The organism is Banduia mediterranea, from assembly GCF_031846245.1.
In the GTDB taxonomy this organism is placed as follows: Bacteria; Pseudomonadota; Gammaproteobacteria; order Nevskiales; family Nevskiaceae; genus Banduia; species Banduia mediterranea.
Genome location: NZ_JAVRIC010000003.1, coordinates 1 through 21187, shown reverse-complemented (window position 1 = coordinate 21187; position 21187 = coordinate 1). Strand labels below are relative to the sequence as shown.

Annotated in this window: 25 protein-coding genes; 13 read left to right on the top strand and 12 right to left on the bottom strand. The window is 64.4% G+C overall.

The features are described 5' to 3' along the window. Positions 1 to 19: 19 nt before the first annotated feature. The 11 genes from RM530_RS02735 to rrtA form a co-directional block, all read right to left on the bottom strand. Positions 20 to 358: a PilZ domain-containing protein gene (locus RM530_RS02735; RefSeq protein WP_311363678.1), complete on the bottom strand. Its 339-nt coding sequence runs from the start codon at positions 356 to 358 to the stop codon at positions 20 to 22. A 12-nt stretch (positions 359 to 370) separates the two neighbouring features. After that, positions 371 to 1333, bottom strand: a complete 963-nt coding sequence (gene holB, locus RM530_RS02730; RefSeq protein WP_311363677.1) for a DNA polymerase III subunit delta' — start codon at positions 1331 to 1333, stop codon at positions 371 to 373. Then, entirely contained in the window at positions 1330 to 1953 is a 624-nt protein-coding gene (tmk, locus tag RM530_RS02725) for a dTMP kinase (RefSeq protein WP_311363676.1), read from the bottom strand. Before tmk ends, holB begins: the two co-directional genes overlap by 4 nt. After that, a complete protein-coding gene (gene mltG / locus RM530_RS02720) occupies positions 1950 to 2954 on the bottom strand; it encodes an endolytic transglycosylase MltG (protein WP_311363675.1) in 1005 nt (334 codons plus the stop codon). Before mltG ends, tmk begins: the two co-directional genes overlap by 4 nt. Position 2955: 1 nt before the next feature. Further along, a complete protein-coding gene (gene pabC, locus RM530_RS02715) occupies positions 2956 to 3774 on the bottom strand; it encodes an aminodeoxychorismate lyase (protein WP_311363674.1) in 819 nt (272 codons plus the stop codon). Continuing rightward, positions 3767 to 5143, bottom strand: coding sequence for an aminodeoxychorismate synthase component I (locus RM530_RS02710; RefSeq protein ID WP_311363673.1), 1377 nt, complete (start codon positions 5141 to 5143; stop codon positions 3767 to 3769). Before RM530_RS02710 ends, pabC begins: the two co-directional genes overlap by 8 nt. 61 nt (positions 5144 to 5204) lie before the next feature. Next, positions 5205 to 6437 carry a beta-ketoacyl-ACP synthase II gene (fabF, locus tag RM530_RS02705; RefSeq protein WP_311363672.1) on the bottom strand — a complete coding sequence of 411 codons (1233 nt, stop codon included), beginning with the start codon at positions 6435 to 6437 and terminating at the stop codon, positions 5205 to 5207. Positions 6438 to 6468: 31 nt separating this feature from the next. Next, positions 6469 to 6714, bottom strand: a complete 246-nt coding sequence (acpP, locus tag RM530_RS02700; protein WP_311363671.1) for an acyl carrier protein — start codon at positions 6712 to 6714, stop codon at positions 6469 to 6471. A gap of 183 nt (positions 6715 to 6897) precedes the next feature. Beyond that, complete coding sequence (fabG, locus tag RM530_RS02695) at positions 6898 to 7647, bottom strand: 3-oxoacyl-ACP reductase FabG (RefSeq protein ID WP_311363670.1); 750 nt, start codon at positions 7645 to 7647, stop codon at positions 6898 to 6900. Beyond that, positions 7648 to 8580 carry an ACP S-malonyltransferase gene (gene fabD / locus RM530_RS02690; protein WP_311363669.1) on the bottom strand — a complete coding sequence of 311 codons (933 nt, stop codon included), beginning with the start codon at positions 8578 to 8580 and terminating at the stop codon, positions 7648 to 7650. Beyond that, the gene (gene rrtA / locus RM530_RS02685) at positions 8577 to 9191 is read right to left on the bottom strand and encodes a rhombosortase (protein WP_311363668.1); all 615 of its coding nucleotides are present in this window, start codon (positions 9189 to 9191) and stop codon (positions 8577 to 8579) included. Before rrtA ends, fabD begins: the two co-directional genes overlap by 4 nt. A 144-nt stretch (positions 9192 to 9335) precedes the next feature. Between rrtA and gspG the strand changes: the two genes are divergently transcribed. From gspG to mnmA, 12 genes are all read left to right on the top strand, one after another. Further along, complete coding sequence (gene gspG / locus RM530_RS02680; protein ID WP_311363667.1) at positions 9336 to 9833, top strand: type II secretion system major pseudopilin GspG; 498 nt, start codon at positions 9336 to 9338, stop codon at positions 9831 to 9833. A 28-nt stretch (positions 9834 to 9861) separates the two neighbouring features. Then, a complete protein-coding gene (gspH, locus tag RM530_RS02675) occupies positions 9862 to 10521 on the top strand; it encodes a type II secretion system minor pseudopilin GspH (protein WP_311363666.1) in 660 nt (219 codons plus the stop codon). Next, complete coding sequence (gene gspI / locus RM530_RS02670) at positions 10518 to 10931, top strand: type II secretion system minor pseudopilin GspI (RefSeq protein ID WP_311363665.1); 414 nt, start codon at positions 10518 to 10520, stop codon at positions 10929 to 10931. Before gspH ends, gspI begins: the two co-directional genes overlap by 4 nt. Then, positions 10928 to 11608 (top strand): type II secretion system minor pseudopilin GspJ, encoded by a 681-nt coding sequence (gene gspJ, locus RM530_RS02665; RefSeq protein WP_311363664.1) that lies wholly within the window; start codon positions 10928 to 10930, stop codon positions 11606 to 11608. The genes gspI and gspJ overlap by 4 nt, the downstream gene beginning before the upstream one ends. After that, on the top strand, positions 11605 to 12573 hold the full coding sequence (gene gspK, locus RM530_RS02660; RefSeq protein WP_311363663.1) for a type II secretion system minor pseudopilin GspK: 969 nt from the start codon (positions 11605 to 11607) through the stop codon (positions 12571 to 12573). Before gspJ ends, gspK begins: the two co-directional genes overlap by 4 nt. A 3-nt stretch (positions 12574 to 12576) precedes the next feature. Continuing rightward, positions 12577 to 13779 carry a type II secretion system protein GspL gene (gene gspL, locus RM530_RS02655; RefSeq protein ID WP_311363662.1) on the top strand — a complete coding sequence of 401 codons (1203 nt, stop codon included), beginning with the start codon at positions 12577 to 12579 and terminating at the stop codon, positions 13777 to 13779. Further along, positions 13776 to 14282: a type II secretion system protein M gene (locus RM530_RS02650; protein ID WP_311363661.1), complete on the top strand. Its 507-nt coding sequence runs from the start codon at positions 13776 to 13778 to the stop codon at positions 14280 to 14282. The genes gspL and RM530_RS02650 overlap by 4 nt, the downstream gene beginning before the upstream one ends. Beyond that, the gene (locus RM530_RS02645) at positions 14279 to 15034 is read left to right on the top strand and encodes a type II secretion system protein N (protein ID WP_311363660.1); all 756 of its coding nucleotides are present in this window, start codon (positions 14279 to 14281) and stop codon (positions 15032 to 15034) included. Before RM530_RS02650 ends, RM530_RS02645 begins: the two co-directional genes overlap by 4 nt. Continuing rightward, positions 15031 to 15501, top strand: coding sequence for an NUDIX hydrolase (locus RM530_RS02640; RefSeq protein WP_311363659.1), 471 nt, complete (start codon positions 15031 to 15033; stop codon positions 15499 to 15501). The genes RM530_RS02645 and RM530_RS02640 overlap by 4 nt, the downstream gene beginning before the upstream one ends. Before the next feature lie 243 nt (positions 15502 to 15744). Next, positions 15745 to 15999: a type II toxin-antitoxin system Phd/YefM family antitoxin gene (locus tag RM530_RS02635; RefSeq protein ID WP_311363658.1), complete on the top strand. Its 255-nt coding sequence runs from the start codon at positions 15745 to 15747 to the stop codon at positions 15997 to 15999. Continuing rightward, entirely contained in the window at positions 15996 to 16250 is a 255-nt protein-coding gene (locus tag RM530_RS02630) for a Txe/YoeB family addiction module toxin (protein ID WP_311363657.1), read from the top strand. The genes RM530_RS02635 and RM530_RS02630 overlap by 4 nt, the downstream gene beginning before the upstream one ends. Positions 16251 to 16279: 29 nt before the next feature. After that, the gene (mnmA, locus tag RM530_RS02625) at positions 16280 to 17359 is read left to right on the top strand and encodes a tRNA 2-thiouridine(34) synthase MnmA (protein WP_311363656.1); all 1080 of its coding nucleotides are present in this window, start codon (positions 16280 to 16282) and stop codon (positions 17357 to 17359) included. Positions 17360 to 17566: 207 nt separating this feature from the next. Here the strand turns inward: mnmA and RM530_RS02620 are convergent, their stop codons facing one another. Then, entirely contained in the window at positions 17567 to 18337 is a 771-nt protein-coding gene (locus RM530_RS02620) for a hypothetical protein (RefSeq protein ID WP_311363655.1), read from the bottom strand. A 188-nt stretch (positions 18338 to 18525) separates the two neighbouring features. On the opposite strand from RM530_RS02620, the gene acnA reads away from it, so the two are divergent. Next, complete coding sequence (acnA, locus tag RM530_RS02615) at positions 18526 to 21183, top strand: aconitate hydratase AcnA (protein WP_311363654.1); 2658 nt, start codon at positions 18526 to 18528, stop codon at positions 21181 to 21183. Positions 21184 to 21187 lie beyond the last annotated feature (4 nt).

Here is a 21187-nt window from a genome sequence, read left to right as displayed (position 1 = left end):
TCCCGGACACGGTGCGGCATCACATCGTGTGCGTGGCCCGATCGGCACCCAGGGCGCCAGCCAGCAATATCTCGATCTTGCCCTGGGTGGCGCCGCCATCCTGCGTGCTGAACTGCACGCCGATACCTTGTGTGCGCTGGCCCTGCGCCGCCTTGGGCGTGACCCAGACCACCTTGCCGGCCACCGGGATGCGTTCCGGATTGTCCATCAAGGTCAACAGAATGAACACTTCGTCGCCCAGGCTGTATTCCTTGTTCGTGGGAATGAACAGGCCGCCGTTCTTGACGAACGGCATGTACGAGACATAGAGCGCGCTCTTGTCCTTGATGTTGAGCGTGAGAATTCCGGGTTGGGACATGTCGAGTCGGTATTATCGGGCAGCCGCCATGGCGCGGGCGCCGCGGGCGGCGAGTTGCAGCCAGCGCATCATAATCGACTCGATGCTGAGCTGTGCATTGGCATTGCGCGACAGGGCACGCAGGCCTTCGATGGCGTCGGTCGACAACTGTTCATAGACGCTGGCCGGAAAACCGGCGTCTCCGGCAACCGCCGAGCGCAATCCACGGCCGCTCCAGTCGACCAGCCATTCGAAGAACGCCACGGCCTCACTACGTTCTACCGCGGACGCGGCGGCCAGCGGCGACTGCCGCCGCGAGGCGACCTTTTCCAGCAACGCCGCCCAGTTCCGACGCCGCTCGAGAGTGCCGTCCTCATGCCAGCGCATCGCGCGCAGCGGCGCCCCGCCCGCCTCGGTCAAGGCCGATTCGTCGGCGCCCGAGGCGTTTTGAACCAGCCAGCCGAGCGCCATCTCGCGCGGTGGTGTCGGAAAGCGCAGCAACTGCGTTCGGCTACGCAGGGTCGGCGTGAGCAGTCGTGGCCGCTCCGAGATCAGCAGAAAATGAGTGGCCGAAGGCGGTTCCTCCAGAGTCTTGAGCAAGGCGTTGGTGGAGGCGCTGTTGAGCAGGTCGGCCGGATCGACACGTACCACCTTGGCCTGGCCGTAGTGGCTGCTGACCATGACCCGCGACACCATCTCACGGACCGAATCGACACTGATGTCACGCTTGCCTTCTTCGGGCACCAGTTCCATGCGGTTGGGATGGGAACCGGCGGCGAGCTGCGAGCAACTGCGACACGCGCCACAGGCCCGGCTTTCGTGCCGGGCTTCGCACAACAGGTAGTTGATCAGCGCCTCGGTGAACAGACGCTTGCCGACGCCCGGCGGACCCGCCAGCAGGATGGCATGCGCCAGACGTGAATCGCGATTGGCATCGACCAGGCGTTGCCATTGTCCGAGCTGCCAGGGCAGCGGCTGCGTCATCAGTTCACTCATAGATGCCGCTCCAGTGCGAGATCGATTTGCGCCGACACCTCGTCCTGAGCGAGCGCCGCGTCGATGATTTCGTAGCGCGAAGGCGCTGCCGCCGCGCGCGCCAGATAATGCTCGCGCACGCGCCGTTGAAACGCCAGGTTCTCGGCTTCGAAACGATTGTTGTCGCCGCGCGCGTCGGCGCGCGCCAGGCCCTGTTCGGGCTCGATGTCGAGCAGCAGCACCAGATCCGGCCTGAGCCCCTGCAACACCAGATCGCTGAGCGCGTCAATGTGGCGCAATGCAATGCCACGGCCGCCGCCCTGATAAGCGTAGCTGGCGTCGACGAAGCGGTCGCAGACCACATCGCAGCCGGCCTGAAGCGCGGGCCGCACCGTGGCATTGAGATGGGCTGCGCGCGCGGCGAAGATCAACAGCAGCTCGGTCTGCGCGTCCACGCCCTCATCCCAATCGCCGAGCACCACGCCACGGATCGCCTCGGCCAGCAGTGAACCACCCGGCTCACGGGTGCGCCGCACGTCTCGGCCGCGACCGAGCAGCCATTGCTCCACGTGCGACACCTGCGTCGATTTTCCGGCGCCCTCACCGCCTTCGAGAACGATGAAACGGCCAAGTTCGCTCATGGACGTTTTCCCAATTGATAGCGTCTCACCGCCTCATTGTGCGCCTTCAGAGTGGCCGAAAATTGATGCGTGCCGTCGCGTCGCGAGACGAAATACAGGGCATCACCGTCCACGGGATGCAGCGCCGCATGCAGAGCAGCCCGCCCCGGCAGGCAGATCGGGCTGGGCGGCAGACCGGGACGTGTGTAGGTGTTGTACGGTCCATCGCTGAGCAGATCACGACGTCGCAGATTACCGTCGAAGTCTGTGCCGAGCCCGTAGATGATCGTCGGGTCGGTTTGCAGTTTCATGCCCATGGCCAGGCGCCGCACGAACACGCCGGCGATCTCGCCGCGCTCCTGCGGCACCCCGGTTTCGCGTTCGATGATCGAGGCCATGGTCAGCGCTTCGTAGGCGTCGTCGTAAGGCAGGTCAGGCGCGCGCGCCTGCCACTCGTCCTCCAGCGCGCGCTGCATCGCGGTATACGCGCGGCGCAGGAATTCCAGGTCCGTGGTGTCCTTGGGAAAGCGGTAGGTTTCCGGCAGGAAGCGCCCCTCGGGATGCAACGATGCATCACCCAGTGCGGCCATCACGTCCTCCGCCTGCAGGGTCTTACGCAAGGCCGGGGATTCGTGCACGGCTTCCATCATTTCGGCAAAAGTCCAGCCTTCCACGATCGTCAGCGAGTGCAGCTTGACGCGGCCCGAGGTCAGCAGCGACAGCGCCTCCAGCGGCGTGATTCGTGGTGGCAGTTCGTATTCGCCAGCCTGGATTGCCGCTGCGCTGCCACGCGCACGCGCGTACAGACGCAGGTACACAGGCTGCCGTGGATTCTGAAACCAGCCCTGCGACTGCCACTGCGCAAGCACGCCGCGCAGACTGCTGCCCCGTGACACATCCGTGCGCTGCGCCTGCGCCAGATTCATGGGCGCGGACAATTGCCGACGCGCATCCAGCCACACCGCAGTGACCGCGAGGACCGCGATCAGCAACAGGGCGAACAGAGTTCGTATAACCCGCATCTCAACTCAACCTTGGGTGTGCCAGTTCGGCATCGATCCGCGCCGTGACCGGGCCCGGCGCGGACAGGGTACGATGCTGATAGCGCCGTACCGGCCAGACACCGATCAGGCTGTTGCTGAGCAGGATTTCATCGGACTCAAGCAAACTGTCGCGCGCGGCGTCGCATACCCGAGTCTCGAGGCCGATACGCGCGGCGATACGCAGGATGCGGCCACGCATGACGCCGGCCACGCCACAGCGCTTCAGCTCGGGCGTGTGCAACACGCCCTCATGAACCCAGAACAGATTGCTGCGCGTGCCACAGACGATGTTGTTTTCGGAATCTCTCATCAGCAGTTCTTCGTCGTCCGCTCGAAACTCGCGGCTCGCCAGGATCTGTTCCAGGCGATTGAGATGTTTGATGCCGGCCAGTGCCGGCTGTGTGGCCAGGCGCAGTTCGCAGTCGCGCAGGCTTACGCCCCGGCTCCAGTGGCTGGAGGGATAACGGGGCGCGGCGGAGTGCATCACGATTCGATCGGAGCCGTCATCGTCGGCGCGGTAGCCGCGTCCGCCGGCGCGGCGCGACAGCATCAGTTTGAGCACGCACGGCGTCACGTCGACGGCCTGCTGCAGATCCTGTCGCAGGATCTCGCGATCCGGCGGCGTCATCCCCAGTTGCCGAGCGTCACGCCGGAGATGATCGAGATGATCGTCGATGTCCAGGATCGCTCCGTTCCAGCTCAGACAGGTTCTGAATACACCATCGCCATAGTGCAGCGCGCGCAGCCCGGCAGGCAGGCCGGCTACAGACTCGCCGTTGAACCAGAACGGCTCAGACATGCTTCGCTCCCAGTGCCAGCAACAGGCCGCGTGCCTTGGCGCGTGTTTCGGCGAGTTCGCGCTGCGCATCCGAATCGACGACGATGCCGGCACCGGCACGCAGCACGACCTGTGCGCCCGCATTGTCCTGCTTCCAGTGCAGGCTACGAATCAGGATATTGCTGTCCATGCGCCCGTCTCGCGAGTAGTAGCCCATGCAGCCGGTATACGCGCCGCGCGCCTCGCCTTCGAGTTCGGCGATGATCTCCATCGAACGCAGCTTGGGGCAGCCGGTGATGGTACCGCCGGGAAACACGGCCCGCAGAACCTGACCGGGGCCCACCGCCTGCCGCAAGCGGCCACGCACATTGGAAACGATGTGGTGGACGTGCGCGTAGCTTTCGACGGACATCAGTTCGCTGACCTCGACCGAACCCGGCTCGCAGACACGTCCCAGATCATTGCGCTCGAGGTCGATCAGCATGACGTGTTCGGCGCGTTCCTTGAGGTTGCCGATCAGTGCGGCACGTTGTGCCAGATCGGCGGTGGCATCCGCGAGCCTGGGGCGCGTACCCGCGATCGGGCGTGTTTGCACGCGATCGGCATCGATCTGTACCAGCCGTTCCGGCGAAGAACTGAGCACGGCCTCCCCATTCCAGCATAGCGAACCGGCGAACGGCGCAGGGTTGCTGAGACGCAGTCGGCGATACAGTTCGGCCGGCGTGACATCGTCCTCAAGCCGGGCTCGCCAGATCCGCGAAAGATTCACCTGAAAGGTGTCGCCGGCTCGCAGGTAGTCCTGGATCGTTTTCACACCATCGAGAAAGTCCTGCGGCGCATCCTCGCGCACCTCGGTGGCGGCAGCGCGCGCCGGCAGATCGGGCAGACCTGGCGCCGCCTGCAGATCGGCGTGCATCGCCTGCAACTGCCCGCCATCCTGCTCGGCGATGAGGTGACAGACCTGCTCGACCCGGTCGTAGATCAGCGCGGCCGGACAACGTACGGCCAGCGCCAGCGGCAGCCCCGATCGGGATGCAGGCAAATGCAGGCTCGGTTCCGCCAGGGCCCCGGCTTCGTACGCCAGAAACAGGAACCAGCCGCCGACAAAGGGTAGCTCCGGATCGCGCGAGTAAGGCTGCGCTTCGCGATGCACCCAGGCGTCCAGGGCCTCGAAGAAATCACGGCCTTCCGCCGTCAGCCCGTACGCGCACAGTTGCCGATCGGCGCCCACTTCCAGCCGCCCCTGGGGGAACGCGAACAACACGTCGAAGCGGCCGGCCTGGGGATGCGCAGCCACGCTTTGCAGCAGAAGCGGATAACGCTGCGGCATCGCCGCATGCAGGTCCAGCAGATCCACCGGACCCGATACACGGGATCGCAGCGTCGTCACCGTGTGCTCCTGGCTTGGATCGGCCGCTGCGGCGCCCGCGGCTGGGCGCACGCCATGAGTTTCAGATACGGCGGAACGCGACCGTGCCGTTGGTACCACCGAATCCGAATGAATTCGAGACCACGACATTGAGCGCACGCTCTTTCGCTGCGTTCGGCGTGTAGTCCAGATCGCAGTCTTCGCTGGGATTTTCGAGGTTGATCGTGGGGGGCACGACCTGATCGCGCAAGGAGAGCAGGGAGAAGATCGCTTCGATGCCACCGGCCGCGCCGAGCAGATGACCGGTCATGGATTTGGTGGAACTGATGGACAGCTTGTAGGCATGCTCGCCCAATGCCTGCTTGATCGCATTCGACTCCACGGCATCGCCAGCCGCGGTGGAGGTCCCGTGAGCATTGATGTAGTCGATGTCTTCCGGATTGAGTGCGGCATCGCGCAGGGTGTTCACCATGCAGCGATAGGCGCCCCCGTTGCCGGGCAAGGTGATGTGATAGGCATCGCTGGACATGCCGAAACCGATCACTTCGCCGTAGATATTCGCGCCGCGTGCCTTGGCCGATTCGTAGTCTTCCAGCAGCAGCACACCGGCGCCATCTCCGAGTACGAAACCATCTCGGTCGCGATCCCAGGGACGACTGGCATGTTCCGGGTCGTCATTGCGGGTGGACAGCGCCCGAGCCTGACAGAATCCGGCCAGACCTGCGGGACTGGAGCCATGTTCGGCGCCGCCGACCAGACAGGCGTCGATGTCACCGGCCTGGATCAGGCGTGTGCCCACACCGATGGCGTGGGTGGCCGTCGTACAGGCACTGACGACCGAGAAATTGGGGCCGGCGATCTTCAGTTCGATCGAAATGTAACCGGCAACCATGTTGATGATGCTGGCCGGCACGAAGAACGGGGATACGCGACGCGGCCCACTTTTGTGGAGCTGCGCCACCTCATCCTCGATCGTGCCGATACCGCCGATGCCGGAACCGACCACCGCACCGATCCGCTCGCGATTCTCATCGGTGATCTCGTAACCGGCATCGGCGATCGCCTGTTTCGCCGCCGCCACGCCGTAGTGGATGAAAGGATCCGTCTTGCGGGCCTCCTTCGGGCCCATCCAGTCCGCAGCGTTGAATTCACGGACCAATCCGGCAAAACGTGTCGTATAGGCCGACACGTCGTACTTTTCGATCGGACCGATCCCGCTTTTTCCGCCAAGGATGTTATCCCAGGCAGTCTTTACGTCGTTACCGACCGGGGACACGATCCCAAGGCCGGTGACGACTACACGGCGACGATTCATTGCGATGAGATTCCGGCGGGCGGAGGGAGAATCAGGAGGCTTGGCCGGTATGGGCCTTGATGTAGTTGATGACGTCCTGGAACGTCACGATCTTTTCAGCTTCTTCGTCGGGGATGTCGATCTCGAATTCCTCTTCGAGCGCCATGACCAATTCGACCGTGTCGAGCGAGTCGGCACCCAGATCCTCAACAAAGGAGGCGTCCGGGGTGATCTGATCTTCGCTGACCGACAGTTGCTCGGCGATGATCTTCGTGACCTTCTCTTCTAAGCTGCTCATGCATCACTCCTAAGGAATAGAGATACGCGACCGTGTCTGTTTGTGCTTACGGATCGCGTTACCGGTTCATCGCCGGCGGGCCAAACCCGACGGCGATTATAGAGAACTGCGCCTACGCGATCTACCATCGTGGGCGCTGAGTTTTTTGAGTTTTTGTGCAGTCCAACGATGCCGCCGCGCGGCCTATTGCATATACATCCCACCGTTCACATGCAGGGTTTGACCGGTGACGTAGCCGGCATCGGGTGAAGCCAGATACAGCACCGCCGCGGCAATATCATCCACGCTGCCGAATCGCGGAATCGAGGTCCGTTCCAGCAAGGTCTTGCGCGCGGCCTCGGGTAGCTCGCGCGTCATGTCGGTATCGATGAAGCCGGGCGCGACCACATTGACAGTGATTCCACGACTGCCGATCTCCGAAGCCAGCGATTTGCTGAAACCGACCAGCCCGGCCTTGGCCGCAGCATAATTGCCCTGCCCCATATTGCCCATGCTGCCGACCACCGAGCCGACGCTGACGATGCGACCATAGCGCGCCTTCATCATGCCGCGCAGCACCGACCTCGAGCAGCGGAACACGCTGGTGAGGTCCGTTTCGAGAACCTGCTGCCAGTCCTCGTCTTTCATGCGCAGCACCAGCTGGTCCCGCGTCACGCCGGCATTGTTGACGAGTACCGACACCGTTTCGAGTTCCTTGACCAAGGCGTCGATCGCCGTGGGATCGCGCACATCCAGCACCCGGCCCTCGCCACCGAGCGGCGACAGCGCCTCACTGATTGCGACCGCGCCGGCTTCGCTGGTCGCGGTACCGATCACGCGTGCGCCGGCCGCGGCCAGGCGCATGGCGATGGCGCGACCGATTCCGCGACTGGCGCCCGTGACCAGCGCCAATTGTCCCGACAAGGCGCCCGCAGGCGATGAATCTGACGACATCTAGTTCGCTCCCAGGTGCTGCAGCGCCGCGTCAAAGCCGGCATCGTTCTCCAGCGCGAATGCCGGCACATCGGCAGCCACTCGCTTCATCAGCCCGCTCAATACCTTGCCGGGCCCGCACTCACATGCAGCCTCCGCGCCAGCGGCGACCAGGGCCTGCACCGTCTGCGTCCAGCGTACCGGCCGGAACAGCTGATCGCGCAGCGCGTCACGGATGTCGTCGGGATTCTGGCGCGGCTCGGCGTCCAGATTGTGAAGCACCGGGAACGCCGGGGCTTTCACCTCAATCTGGCTCAGCCGCTGGTGCAACTGCTCCGCGGCGCCGCGCAACAAGGAACAATGCGAAGGTACCGACATCGCCAGTTTCTTCGCGAGTTTGGCGCCCTTGGGTTTCGCGTTCACCAACAGCCAGTCGAGCGCCTCGGTCTGGCCGGCAACGACGACCTGCCCCGGCGAATTGAAATTGGCCGGCTCGAGGACGTGATCACCCGGATAGTCGGCGCACAGCGCCTCGACCTGATCGTCGGCCAGCCCCAGTAGCGCGACCATGCCACCGGTGCCGGCTGGAACCGCCTGCTGCATCAACTGCCCGCGAAGCTCCACGAGCTTGAGCGCATCGGCAAAATCGAGACTGCCGGCGGCAACCAGAGCGCTGTATTCGCCCAGGCTGTGCCCGGCCACCGCGGACGGCACCGCCTCGCAGCGGCGGGACCAGGCGCGCCACACCGCCACGCCGGCCGCCAACAATGCCGGTTGCGTACGTTCGGTGCGATTGAGTTCATCATCAGGCCCCGACTGGACGAGTCCCAGAAGGTCCCAGCCCAGGATTTCTGATGCTTCCTTCAAAGTATCGATCGTCTCGGGCGCACCCAGCGCCGCGAGCATGCCGACCGACTGCGAGCCCTGTCCCGGAAACAGGAGGGCATATCTCATTCGGGAACCTCTCGTTCTCTTTTGTAGGGTCGGGGCCTTTCCAGGCCGCCGGTAAACGAACGGAACACGAAGCCATAAGCCAAGGCACAAAGCGTGCCGTAGAAATGTGACTCCAGCGCAACCCGCCCCCCGATCGCCGCTTCGTCCGAGACCGGCGTACCGGTGATCGACTCGTACCCCAGTTTACCGAAGAGATAGAGCAAACATGCAATCGCGATCCAGTCGCGCTTGAGCGCCTGACGCCCGAGCCCCAGAAGGAACAGGCCGTGAAGCATGCCAGACAGGCCGACGTAGCGGGTCATCGACGGCACGAACGCGTACAGACACAAGGTCATTCCGGTGCCGATGATCCCAATCCGGCGCAACCAGACCCAGGGCGACAGCCGGTCCGGGCACAGCAGTACCATCATCACGATGCCGATTTCGTTGAGCATCAGGTGATACCAGCCGAGGTGCACGAAATTCCCGCTCAGGAATCGCCACCACTGCCCGTCCGCGATCCGGTCCCGGTCATACCGCAACCAGCCACGCCCGGCGTCGCCGAACAGCTCCAGAATCAGGGACAGCAACATCACCACCAGCGGCGCGATCCACACGCCACGGGAACTCATGGCTCGGTTCCACAGTCCCTGCAAGATGTTGCTTGCCCGGCCAGATCCGGTTTCAGAGCTTTGGACGGCCGTTTCGGCGTCGGTCCGTGGTCCCCGTTTGCTATCATTCATCCAGTCGTTCTATTCGCAAAACCAGTGCTCCCCATGAAACTGACCGCTGCACGGCGCTCTGTCGCCGGCTCCAAGTTCTGCCGCCCGAACACATCGCATCGGCGCGCCCAGCGTCAACACGGTTTCACCTTGATCGAGATCATGGTCGTGGTGGTGATTCTCGGCATCCTCGCCGCCATCGTGGTGCCGCGCATCATGAGTCGGCCGGATGATGCCCGAATCGCGAAAGCGAAGCAGGACATTCGTGTGATCGAAAGCGCGCTCGAACTGTACCGGCTCGACAACTTCTACTATCCAAGCACGCAGCAGGGCCTGGAAGCGCTGGTGCAGCAGCCGGGCGGAGAACCGCCAGCGAAGAACTGGAAGCCCGGCGGCTATCTCAAGAGCATGCCCAAGGATCCCTGGGACCGCCCGTATCAGTACCTGAATCCGGGCAGCCACGGCGAGTACGACATCTACAGCCTCGGCGCCGACGGAACACCGGGCGGTGACGGCGTGAACGCTGACCTTGGCAACTGGGCCTCGGAATAGGCGGAGCGCCACCTCAAGGCGCGATCGGATGACTGGCCAGCAAGCGGGATTCGAGTTTCGGAGGGCCGCTTTCTCGGGTCCCGGGTCCCGAAAGAACGGTTTCACGCTGCTTGAAATCGTGGTGGTGATGCTGATCATCGGCATCATGGCGACGTTCGCAATGCTGTCGATCGGCGGCCGCAGCTCGGATGATCGCCTGCAGGCCGAGGCCAGCCGTCTGCGCAAGGTCATGGCGCTGGCCGCCGATGAATCCCTGTTCAAGGGCGAACAGCTCGGCCTGCTGGTGGAGACCAACGGCTATCGCCTGCTTGCGCTGGGCAGCGGCGGCTGGACGCCGTATACCGGTGGCGCGGCCTTGCGACCCCATCCGGTTCCGGAACCGATCGTGATGACGCTGACGGTGGAGGGTCGCCCCACTCCCCTGTATGACGCACAGACGCAAGCCGATCCCGAGGATGAAGCCGACGAGCCGACGAGCGACGGACGTCTCGATCTGAGTGGCGACGACGAAACCAGCAACGGCCCGGCACCGCAGATCATGGTGCTGTCCAGCGGTGAAATGACGCCGTTCTCTCTCGAATTCTCGGTACCCGACCAGCCTTCGCGTTATCGCGTCGAAGGCGACCTGATGGGGCGCGTCAAGTCGGGCAGGGCCGACGAGGGTGACGAAGCGAGCGGACGGCCATGATCGGGCGCGAAATGGGGGTTGGGGGATCGGGACCGGGGACCCGAAAAAACGGGTTCACCCTGATCGAGATCATGGTCGCCGTCGCCGTGCTGGCGATCGCGATGGGAGCCTTGCTCGCGGGCATGGCGCAGTACACCAGCGCCGCGTCGCGCCTGCGCGAACGGACGTTCGCGGCAATGGTCGCGCACAACCGTCTCACCGAAATACAGCTCGACCGCGAATGGCCCGACGTCGGTCGCAGCGATGGCGACGTGGAACTCGCCAACATCGAATGGCGCTGGTTTGTCGAGGTCAAGGAAACCCAGGACGACAATCTGCGGCGGGTCGATGTCCGCGTACAGGCACGCGACCGCGAGGAGAACCTGGCGACGCTGTCGGCGTTCCTCGCAAAGACGGGGCGTGGCAATTGAACGCGCCCGCCCGCCGGAGCCGAGGCGGATTCACCCTGATCGAGATCATCGTGGTGCTGGCGGTGTTCGGCGTGTTTTCGGTGCTGGCCTATGGCGGTCTCAAGAGCGTGCTCGACAGCCGTGCCGGCGTGGAGCGCTCGCTCGACCGGACCGCGGCGATCCAGCGCGCCTACCAGCGCCTGCGCAATGATCTTCAGTCCTTGGTGCGGCGCCCGATACGCGACGGTTTCGGCGATACCCAGCTGGCGTTCATGGCCGATGTCAACGGCATCGTCGAGTTCACGCACAACGGCTGGCAGAACCCGCTGCTGCAACCGCGCTCGCAACTGGAACGCGTGGGCTACCGGCTGCGCGAGGACAAGCTGGTGCGCTATTCGTGGCGCACGCTCGACCGATCGCAGGACGCCACACCGACCGAGGTTGAAGTACTCGATGGCGTGGAGAGTCTGCGCTGGCGCTATCTCGACGCCCAGGCGCAGTGGCAGGAAAGCTGGCCGGCGAATGCCTCCACCATCAGCAACGTGGCGACGCAGGACGAGGATCCGGGCAGTGTCGGCCTGCCCATCGGCGTGGAACTGACGTTGGAACTCGAGGACTACGGCGAGATCCGCCTGCTGTTCGGCAGCGGCATCGCGCCGGAAGCGGCCGGCTCGCAAAACCCAGGAGCCCCGACATGAGACGCCCGATGGCACGGCCGCCGCGCGGCGTGGCCCTGATCACCGCGGTATTCGTGGTGGCACTGGCCACGATCGCAGCCACTGCACTGCTGGCGTCCACGCACAGCGGCATACAACGCGCGCAAACCTATCTGGAAAGCGAATCCGCGTGGTGGTACGCACAGGGTCTGGAATCCTGGGGCACGGCGATCCTGGAGCTGGATGCCAAGGAAACCGAAACCGACAGCCTCGCCGACATCTGGGCGCAGCAACTACCGCCCCTGCCGGTCGAAGGCGGCACGCTGGTCGGCAGCATCACCGACCTCCAGGGGCTGTTCAACGTCAACAACCTGGCCGTGCGTGATGTCCAGAAGCAGCAGATCTATCTGGCGCAGCTGAACAATCTCCTCACCGGCGGCTGCATCGACGGCATGCAGGAGGTCCAGGGCTTTGATGCCGGCGGCATCGCCAACGCGATCAAGGACTGGATCGACGCCGACGACGAGCAATCGTTTCCGGGGGGCGGCGAAGATCTGAGCTATCTGAGCCTGACGCCGTCCTATCGCGCAGCCAATCGCCCGATACAGGACATTTCCGAGCTGCTCGCAGTCCAGGGCATGACGCCGGAGCTGTACCGTCTGCTGCGCCCGCACCTCACCGCCCTGCCCGAGGAAACTGCGATCAACGTCAATACCGCCACGCCGGCGGTGCTGTGCGCGCTGGCGCAGGACGACGCACAGCGCCGCACGCTCGAATCCTTCGTCGAAACCCGTGAGGAACAACCGCTGGAAAACCTGGACGATCTGGCCAGCCCCGACAGTCCGTTTCCGGCCGAACTCGGAGATTACATTTCCGTGACCAGCAACTATTTCCAAGGTCGCGCCGCAGCCTTCATTGGCAGCGGTCGCGTCGTTCTTTATAGTCTGATCCGTCGGCCGACTGGGGGCACTCCAATCATTCTCGGCCACAGCACCGATAGTCAGTAAGCCTTGCGCGAAACCCTCTACATACGCCTGCGCGACTCCGCGTTGGATGCCGCCACGCCTTTTCGCGTGGACGGCGCCGCGCCGGGCGGCACCCGGGTATCGCGCCTGGGCGACGTGCTCGACGAATGCGCCGGTCGTCGCGTCGTGGTGTTCGTGCCAGGCACGGACGTTCGCCTGGCGCAAGCCGCCGTCCCCGCGCGGCAGGCCAGCAAGGCCTTGCTGGCAATTCCCTACGCGCTGGAAGACCAGCTCGCCGACGATGTGGAAACAGTGCATTTCGCGCTCGGCGCCAGACTTGCCGGCGGCGAATGGCCCGTGGCCGCCGTATCGAAGGCCCGGCTCGAAGCCTGGCTCGAACCGTTCCGCACGCGCGGCACGCGCATCGACTTGCTGCTGCCGGAATCGCTATGCCTGCCGCTGCCCGGCGACGGACGCTGGAGCGTACTGATGGAGACCGAACTGGCGACGGTCCGCAGCGCCGCTTTCGGCGGCTTCGTGTGCCGCTCCGATGATCTGCCGACCTACCTCGATCTCGCTGACCCGGAACGCACTCTGGGTCTGCAGATCATCACGCCGCGCGATGTCGCGACCGACTTCTCGGCCCTGGGCCGCAGCGTCGACGTGGTTCCCGAGTTCGGTGCCGCTCTCGACGCACTGGTCCGGCATCATCAAGCGGCCAATGCCATCAATCTGTTGCAGGGTGACTATGCGCCGGCCTCGGACATGCGCCGTGCCTGGCTGCCGTGGCGGCGCGCGGCCGTGCTGGCGGCGGCCTGTCTTCTGGTCCTGGCGATCGGCGGCGTCGTCGACCTGCTGCGTATCGGCGCGGCCGCGGACGCGCAGGTCGAAGCGAATTTGCAACGATTTCGCCAGCTGTTTCCCGGCCAGACCCGTGTCGAGGCGATCAATCTCGATTCCATGATCGCCGCGGAATTGCGGCGCCTGCAGGGTGGCGACGACACCGGACTGCTGTTCCTGATGCAGCGCTTCGCCGCTGGCATGAACGCCTCGAAAGGCCTGTCGCTGCGCGGCCTGCAGTGGCGCGACAATGCCTTGTATCTGAACATGACCGGCACCGATCTGCAGACCCTGGAAACGTTGCGGGCCTGGTTCGGGCAGCAGACCGACGTGGCGATGGAAGTGGAGTCGGCCAATGCCGGCAGCTCCGGCGTACAGATCCGCCTCAAGCTCACGGCCGTGTCATGAACGAATCCCTGCGCGAACTGCTGGGTCACTATCAGGCGCTGGAATCACGCGATCGCCGAATCCTGCTGATCGGCGGCATCGTCGTCTTGCTGACGATTCTCTATCTGGCCGTGTGGGAGCCGCTCGCGACCGCCCATGGCAACGCACATGACCGGCTCGAACAGGCCCGAGCCACGGCCGAGCGCCTCGAAGTGCTGGCTGCGCAGATCGGCCCCGGCGCGCCGCGCAGCGGAGCCACAGCGGTCATCGGCGCCGGTCAATCATTGCTGTCGGTGGTGGACCAGGCCGGCAAGAACAGCACCCTCGGCAAACCGTTAACGCGTATCCAGCCGGATGGCGACGACACTGTCCGCGTCTGGCTCGAAGCCGTGTCATTCGACGCCCTGGTGCGCTGGATCGACGAGCTCAAGAAGCGCTACGCGCTCGAAGTGGTGTCCGCCGAAATCGAGAACGAGAGCGCCGGCGTGGTCAATGCCCGTCTCTCTCTGGAACGGGCGCGATGAAGCTGCGCTGGCTGATCGTGCTCGGTCTGGTCGCCTTCCTCGTCACCCTGGTGGGCGCGGCACCGGCAGCGAATCTGTGGCAATGGTTCAAACCCGACGGCATCGCCGTGGAACTCGACGGCCTCGACGGCACGCTCAGCCACGGACGTGTCGCCACCGTCAGTGCCGGCGGCCGTCCGCTGGCGGGCCCGCTGGAATGGCGTCTGCAACCGCTGTGGCTGCTGCTGGCCAAGGTCTCGGTGTCGCTGCGCAGCGAAGGCGATGTCAACGGCCAGGGACATTTTCGGATCTCGCCGTTGGGCGCGCTCAGCGTCAGCGATCTGGAACTCGAAGCCGCCCTGCCCGACGTATTGCGCAATTCCGGTTACGGCTACCTGCCGATCGATGGACGCTTCTCGCTGGACCTGCGCGCACTCGACCTTGCCGGACGCCTGCCGACCGCGATCGATGGCCAGCTCGACCTGCGCAGCCTGCAATGGAAGTTCGGCCGCACGCCGCTGGCCCTGGGCAGCTTTCGCGCGATCCTGAGCACCGAGGGCCGCACACAGCACGCCGCGATCACCACCGTGGACGGTACGCTGGATGTATCCGGCGAAGGCACGCTCGACGCCGAGGGTGCATACGATCTGCATCTGCAATTGAAGGCCAAGCCGGGCACGGAGCCACAATTGCAGAACCTGCTGCGCGGCCTGGGCCGCCCCGACAATCAAGGCTACTACCACTTCCGCACACGAGGAACCGCGAAGCCATGAGTTGGTCCCCGCATGTCACGGTCTCCGTACTCGTCGAGAAGGAAGGGCGTTTCCTGATGGTCGAGGAGCGTGTCAACGGCGCGCCGGTGATCAATCAGCCCTCCGGTCACTGGGAACGCGGCGAGACACTGTTTGCCGGCGCCATTCGCGAAACCCTGGAAGAAACCTGCTGGGACGTGGAGCTGACCGATCTGCTCGGCATCTACGAGTACGAGCCGCCGGAACTCGGCTACACCTTCATCCGCTTCATGTTCATCGGCCGCGCGCTGAGCGAACGCCCTGATCGCGAGCTGGACAAGGCGATCCTGCGGAGCATGTGGCTCAGCGAGGCCGAGATCCGCAAGCAGATCGAACGCCACCGAAGCCCGATGGTGCTGCGCGCCATCGACGACTACCTGTCCGGCCACCGCTACCCGCTGAATCTGGTGCAACACCAGACAGATTTCGCCAGTCTGCCCGCTCTTTAACCTGAATCACGCGCGGCGGGGTACCGCTTGGCGGCATGGCCGTTAGACAAGCTCGATACGCGCGCCGCGGCGACCTATACCGCACATTTCTGTTGGTCATCGGCAACGGCGCTTCAGCGCGCGATGTAGTGAGCGTCCGGACGTCTTGAATCGACCCGGCCGCGTGATCTGCCTCGCGGCCACGGGCGTACAGAAATAAGTACAATGCCGGCCAGCTTTCACGCGAACACACGGCCGAACACAATGGACGCAATCAGCTACTCGGCGTTTCGCAGCCATTTGGCGCGGACGCTCGACAAAGTCAACGACGATCACAAACCGGTGTTGATCACCCGGCAAAACGGCAAACCGGCGGTCGTCATCAGCCTCGAGGACTTCCAGGCCTACGAGGAAACCGCGTATCTGATGGCGAGCCCGCACAACGCCCAGCGCCTGAACGAAGCCATCGCGGACATCGAATCCGGACAGGCGACTCCGCGTGAGCTGCTCGAAGAATGAATCTGTCGTGGGCGCGACACGCCTGGGACGATTGTCTGTATTGGCAACGGACTGACAGGAAGACGCTCAAACGCATCAACGCGCTGATCCGGGACATACAACGGCAACCATTCGAAGGCCTCGGCGACCCGGAGCCACTGAAGCACAACGGGTCCGGCTACTGGTCACGCCGCATCGACCGCGAACACCGTCTGGTCTACAAGATCACCGAACAGGCGATCCTGCTTGCGCAATGCCGTTATCACTACTGAGCACACCAACACCGCCCAAGAACCGCATCTTGTCCGCCCCCGCTCCCCACGTCATCGTCGGCCTGTCCGGCGGCGTCGACTCCGCCGTTTCCGCGCTGCTGCTCAAGCGTCAAGGCTACCGCGTGTCCGGTCTGTTCATGGTCAACTGGGCCGAGGACGAGCAGGCCTATTGCAGCTCCGCCGAGGATTTCCAGTCCGCGCGCGAGGTCGCCGACGAACTGCAGATTCCGTTGCATCGCGTGGATTTCTCACGCGAATATCGCGAGCGCGTGTTCGCCAGGTTCCTGGCCGACTACGAGGCCGGGCTGACGCCGAACCCGGACGTGCTGTGCAATCGCGAGGTCAAGTTCCAGCCGTTCCTCGAATATGCCACGCGCCTGGGCGCGGATTTCGTGGCCACCGGACACTACGCGCGCCTGGAAGCGGCCGACGATGGCCCGCGCCTGCTGCGCGCGGCCGACGACAACAAGGATCAGACCTATTTCCTGGCCGCCGTGGATCGTGCCGCCTTCTCGCGCGTGCTGTTTCCGATTGGCGGCATCCCCAAGCCCAAGGTCCGCGAACTGGCGACGCTGGCCGGCCTGCCCAACCACCGACGCAAGGACTCCACCGGCATCTGCTTCATTGGCGAGCGTCCGTTTCGTGAGTTCCTGGCGCACTATCTCAAACCGCAACCGGGACCGATCGTCGACGACAGCGGTCAGGTCATCGGCCAGCATCAGGGGCTGAGTTACTACACGCTGGGGCAGCGTCGCGGCCTGTCGGTCGGCGGCGTGCGCGGCGCGCGTGACGCACCCTGGTACGTCGTGGCCAAGCATGCGTCCGGCAATCGGCTGCAGGTCTCCCAGGATGCGGCGCATCCGCTACTGATGAGCACGCAGGTGCGCACGCGCCCATTCCACTGGATCCGGCAGCCGGAGCCGCTGCCGCAGCGCTTGCATGCACGGCTCCGCCATCGCCAGGCGCTGCAGGCCTGCGCCGTCACGCAGCTTCCGGACGGCGCCTTGGAACTGCGCTTCGAGCGGACGCAGCGGGCCGCGGTCGCCGGTCAGTACGCGGTGCTGTACGACGGCCAGGAGTGCCTGGGCGGCGCAGAGATCCGCGCCTGATAGCCCACGCCGCACCCCGGTCCGCAAATGGCCGACCATCCGCTGGCGATCGGGCTCACGCCCAGCCCGTCGAACTCCAGCCGAGTTCGGGCGGCGCCGGTTCCTGCAACAACAGGGTCGCGGCGGTGTCCCTGGCCTTGCCGGAAGCACTACAGTCTGCCCCCTGCCCATCGGTTCCTGACATGACAGACGCAAACGGCGAGGATTTCAGCTCATCGCCGCGACCAAACGTGTGGGTGAACCCAGCGGTATCCAGGGCTGCTCAACAACACCCGCGCAGGCTGCGCAGCGGCGCCAAGCGCGGCTTCCCGGCCAGCCAGTCCTTCTCGGCATCACGCGACAGCAGCCTCTGAGCGTCGCTTTCGGGGGCGCCGGTTCATTCGCTTTCCAGCAATTCGATAAATATCGGGTTGGAGTAGAACCAGAGGTCCTGCCAGGCATCCTCGTTGTCCTGGTCGGGTTGCGGCTCCAATTCATCGGTGTGTGCCTCTGACGCGCAGATAAGGAGGCGGCGGCGCGAATCGCGCCCTGGTAGCCATCGATCGCCAGCGTCAGTCCGGCATCGATCCGCGCGTCCACGGCCAGTTCATAACGCCCGAGCACGGTTCGCGATGCATCGTCGAGTGGGCCTCCGTGCATCAGCCGCTCAGCCACAAGAGTCAATTCTGCCGCGTCCACGGTGCCGACTTGCGCAGCCAAGGCGGGCGCCGGTCCCGGCCTCAAACCGATGCGCATCCCCTGACGCAGACTGCGTCGCAGTTCTCCAACGCCTTCGGGGTTGCGATGCCGTGCACGTAGAAATAACTCGAAATCCGTTCCATACGAGGTTGATAAGGAGTGAAGTAATGCTTCTCCAGGCATGCTCTTGAGTCGCTCGAATCCGGCCTTTCCCAAGGCCGACCACTTGAACGCTTCGACGATGCCGAAGGCCGCCGTGCCCAGTGCGCCCGCACCCAGAACCATCTCGGCGACATTCATCCCTGTACTCCGGCAGGCGCCGGGACATTCGCCGACGCTGCAAGCCGCGATCAGATCGAATCATGGATGTAGCCCGAAAATCCATGAGCCTGCAAGCGCTTTTGCTATAATCCGTGCCCGCTGCACCGCCGCTGCCGGCGGCCATCGATCGTCCCGCCAGCCACATTGAATATCTGGAGAAAGAAGCCATGACGGACAGCTTCAAGGCCAAGTCCACGCTGAACGTTGGAACCAAGTCGTACACGTACTACAAGCTCAAGGCCCTGGAGCCGACGTTCAATGTCTCGCGCCTGCCCTACTCCTACAAGGTGCTGCTCGAGAACCTGCTGCGCAACGAGGATGATCTGACCGTCACCAAGTCCGACATCGAGGCTTTCGCTTCCGCCAAGCTGGCCGAACTGCCGGTGCAGGAAATCGCCTTCATGCCGGCGCGCGTGGTGCTGCAGGACTTCACCGGCGTGCCCTGCGTGGTCGATTTCGCGGCGATGCGCGATGCGATGAAGGACCTTGGCGGCGACCCCAAGAAGATCAATCCGCTGTGCCCGGCCGAACTGGTTATCGATCACTCCGTCATGGTCGACCATTACGGCAGCAACGACGCCTTCGATCTCAACGCCAAGCTCGAATTCCAGCGCAACAAGGAACGCTACGCCTTCCTTCGCTGGGGCCAGGAAGCCTTCGACAACTTCGCGGTGGTGCCGCCGGACACCGGCATCGTTCATCAGGTCAACATAGAATTCCTCGCCCGCGCCGTTTTCGAGAAGGACGGCGTGGTGTACCCGGATTCCTGCTTCGGCACCGACAGCCACACCACCATGGTCAACGGCATCGGTGTGCTCGGCTGGGGCGTCGGCGGCATCGAGGCCGAAGCCGCGATGCTGGGCCAGCCCTCGTCGATGCTGATGCCGGAAGTGATCGGCGTGCGTCTGAGCGGCAAGCTCGCCGAAGGCGCCACCGCCACCGATCTGGTACTGACCGTCACCGAAATGCTGCGCAAGCGCGGCGTGGTCGAGAAGTTCGTCGAATTCTTCGGCCCGGGCCTGGGCAACCTTGCCACCGCCGACCGCTGCACCATCGCCAACATGGCGCCGGAATACGGCGCGACCTGCGGCATCTTCCCCATCGACAGCGAAACCCTGAACTACCTGCGCCTGACCGGCCGCCCCGAGGAGCAGATCGCGCTCGTCGAGGAATACGCCAAGGCGCAGGGCATGTGGTGGACGCCGGACGCACCGGAAGCCGAATACTCGGACGTGCTGCACCTGGACCTTTCGACCATCCTGCCCTCGCTGGCCGGCCCCAAGCGCCCGCAGGACCGCGTGCTGCTGACCGACGTGCAGGCCAACTTCAAGAAGGCGTTCGAGGCCGAGCAGAAGATGCGCCCGTCCGCCGGCCCCGCCAAGGTCAACGACAACGGCACCGAGTTCACGCTGGAAGATGGCGCGGTGGTCATCGCCGCCATCACCTCCTGCACCAACACCTCCAACCCGGCGGTGCTGGTTGGCGCCGGCCTGGTCGCCAAGAAGGCGCGCGAGAAGGGTCTCAAGGTCAAGCCCTGGGTCAAGACCTCGCTGGCACCCGGCTCCAAGGTGGTCAAGGATTACCTGATCAAGGCAAACCTGCTCGACGATCTCGAAGCCATGGGCTTCAACGTGGTCGGCTACGGCTGCACCACCTGCATCGGCAACTCCGGCCCGCTCAATGAGGCGATCTCGCAGGCGATCAACGACAACAAGCTGTCGGTGTCCGCCGTGCTCTCCGGCAACCGCAACTTCGAAGGCCGCGTCCACCAGGACGTGCGCATGAACTACCTCGCCTCGCCGCCGCTGGTCGTCGCCTATGCGCTCGCCGGCAGCACCAACATGGACCTCAGCTCCGACCCGATCGGCACCGGCAGCGATGGCCAGCCGGTCTACCTCAAGGACGTGTGGCCGACCACCAAGGAAATCCAGGACACGGTCGCCGCCTGCCTCAACGCCGACATGTTCAAGCAGAGCTACGGTGAAGTCTTCAAGGGCGACGAGCGCTGGCAGTCGATCTCGGTTGCCAAGTCCGAGACCTTCCCCTGGGATTCGTCCTCGACCTATGTGCAGAACCCGCCGTACTTCGTCGGCATGTCCAAGGAAGCGCCGGGCGTGCAGCCGATCGCCGGCGCGCGCTGCCTGGCGCTGCTGGGCGACTCGATCACCACCGATCACATCTCCCCGGCCGGCAACATCAAGAAGGATTCCCCGGGCGGCCAGTATCTGGTCGACAACGGTGTGCCGGTCGCGGAATTCAACAGCTACGGCTCACGCCGCGGCAACCACGAAGTGATGATGCGCGGCACCTTCGCCAACACCCGGATCAAGAATGCGATGGTCCCGGGCGTGGAAGGCGGCTTCACGCGCCATCTCAACGGCGGAGCCTCCGACCCGATGCCGATCTACGACGCGGCCATGAAGTACGCCGAAGACGGTGTGCCGCTGGTGGTGCTGGCCGGCAAGGAATACGGCACCGGCTCCTCGCGGGACTGGGCGGCCAAGGGTACGATCCTGCTCGGCGTCAAGGCAGTCATTTCCGAATCCTTCGAACGCATCCACCGTTCCAACCTGGTCGGCATGGGCGTGCTGCCGCTGAACTTCACGGATGGCCAGAGCGCCGCTTCGCTGGGTCTGGACGGCAACGAGATCTTTGACATCGAAGGGCTCGTCGACGGTGCACCGGCAGTCACGGTCAATGCCAAGAAGGCCGATGGCGAGCTTGTCAGCTTCAAGGCGCGGGTGCGCATCGATACACCGAAGGAATGGCTGTACTACAAGCACGGCGGCGTGCTGAACTACGTCCTGCGTGAGCTTGCGGCCTAAGGCT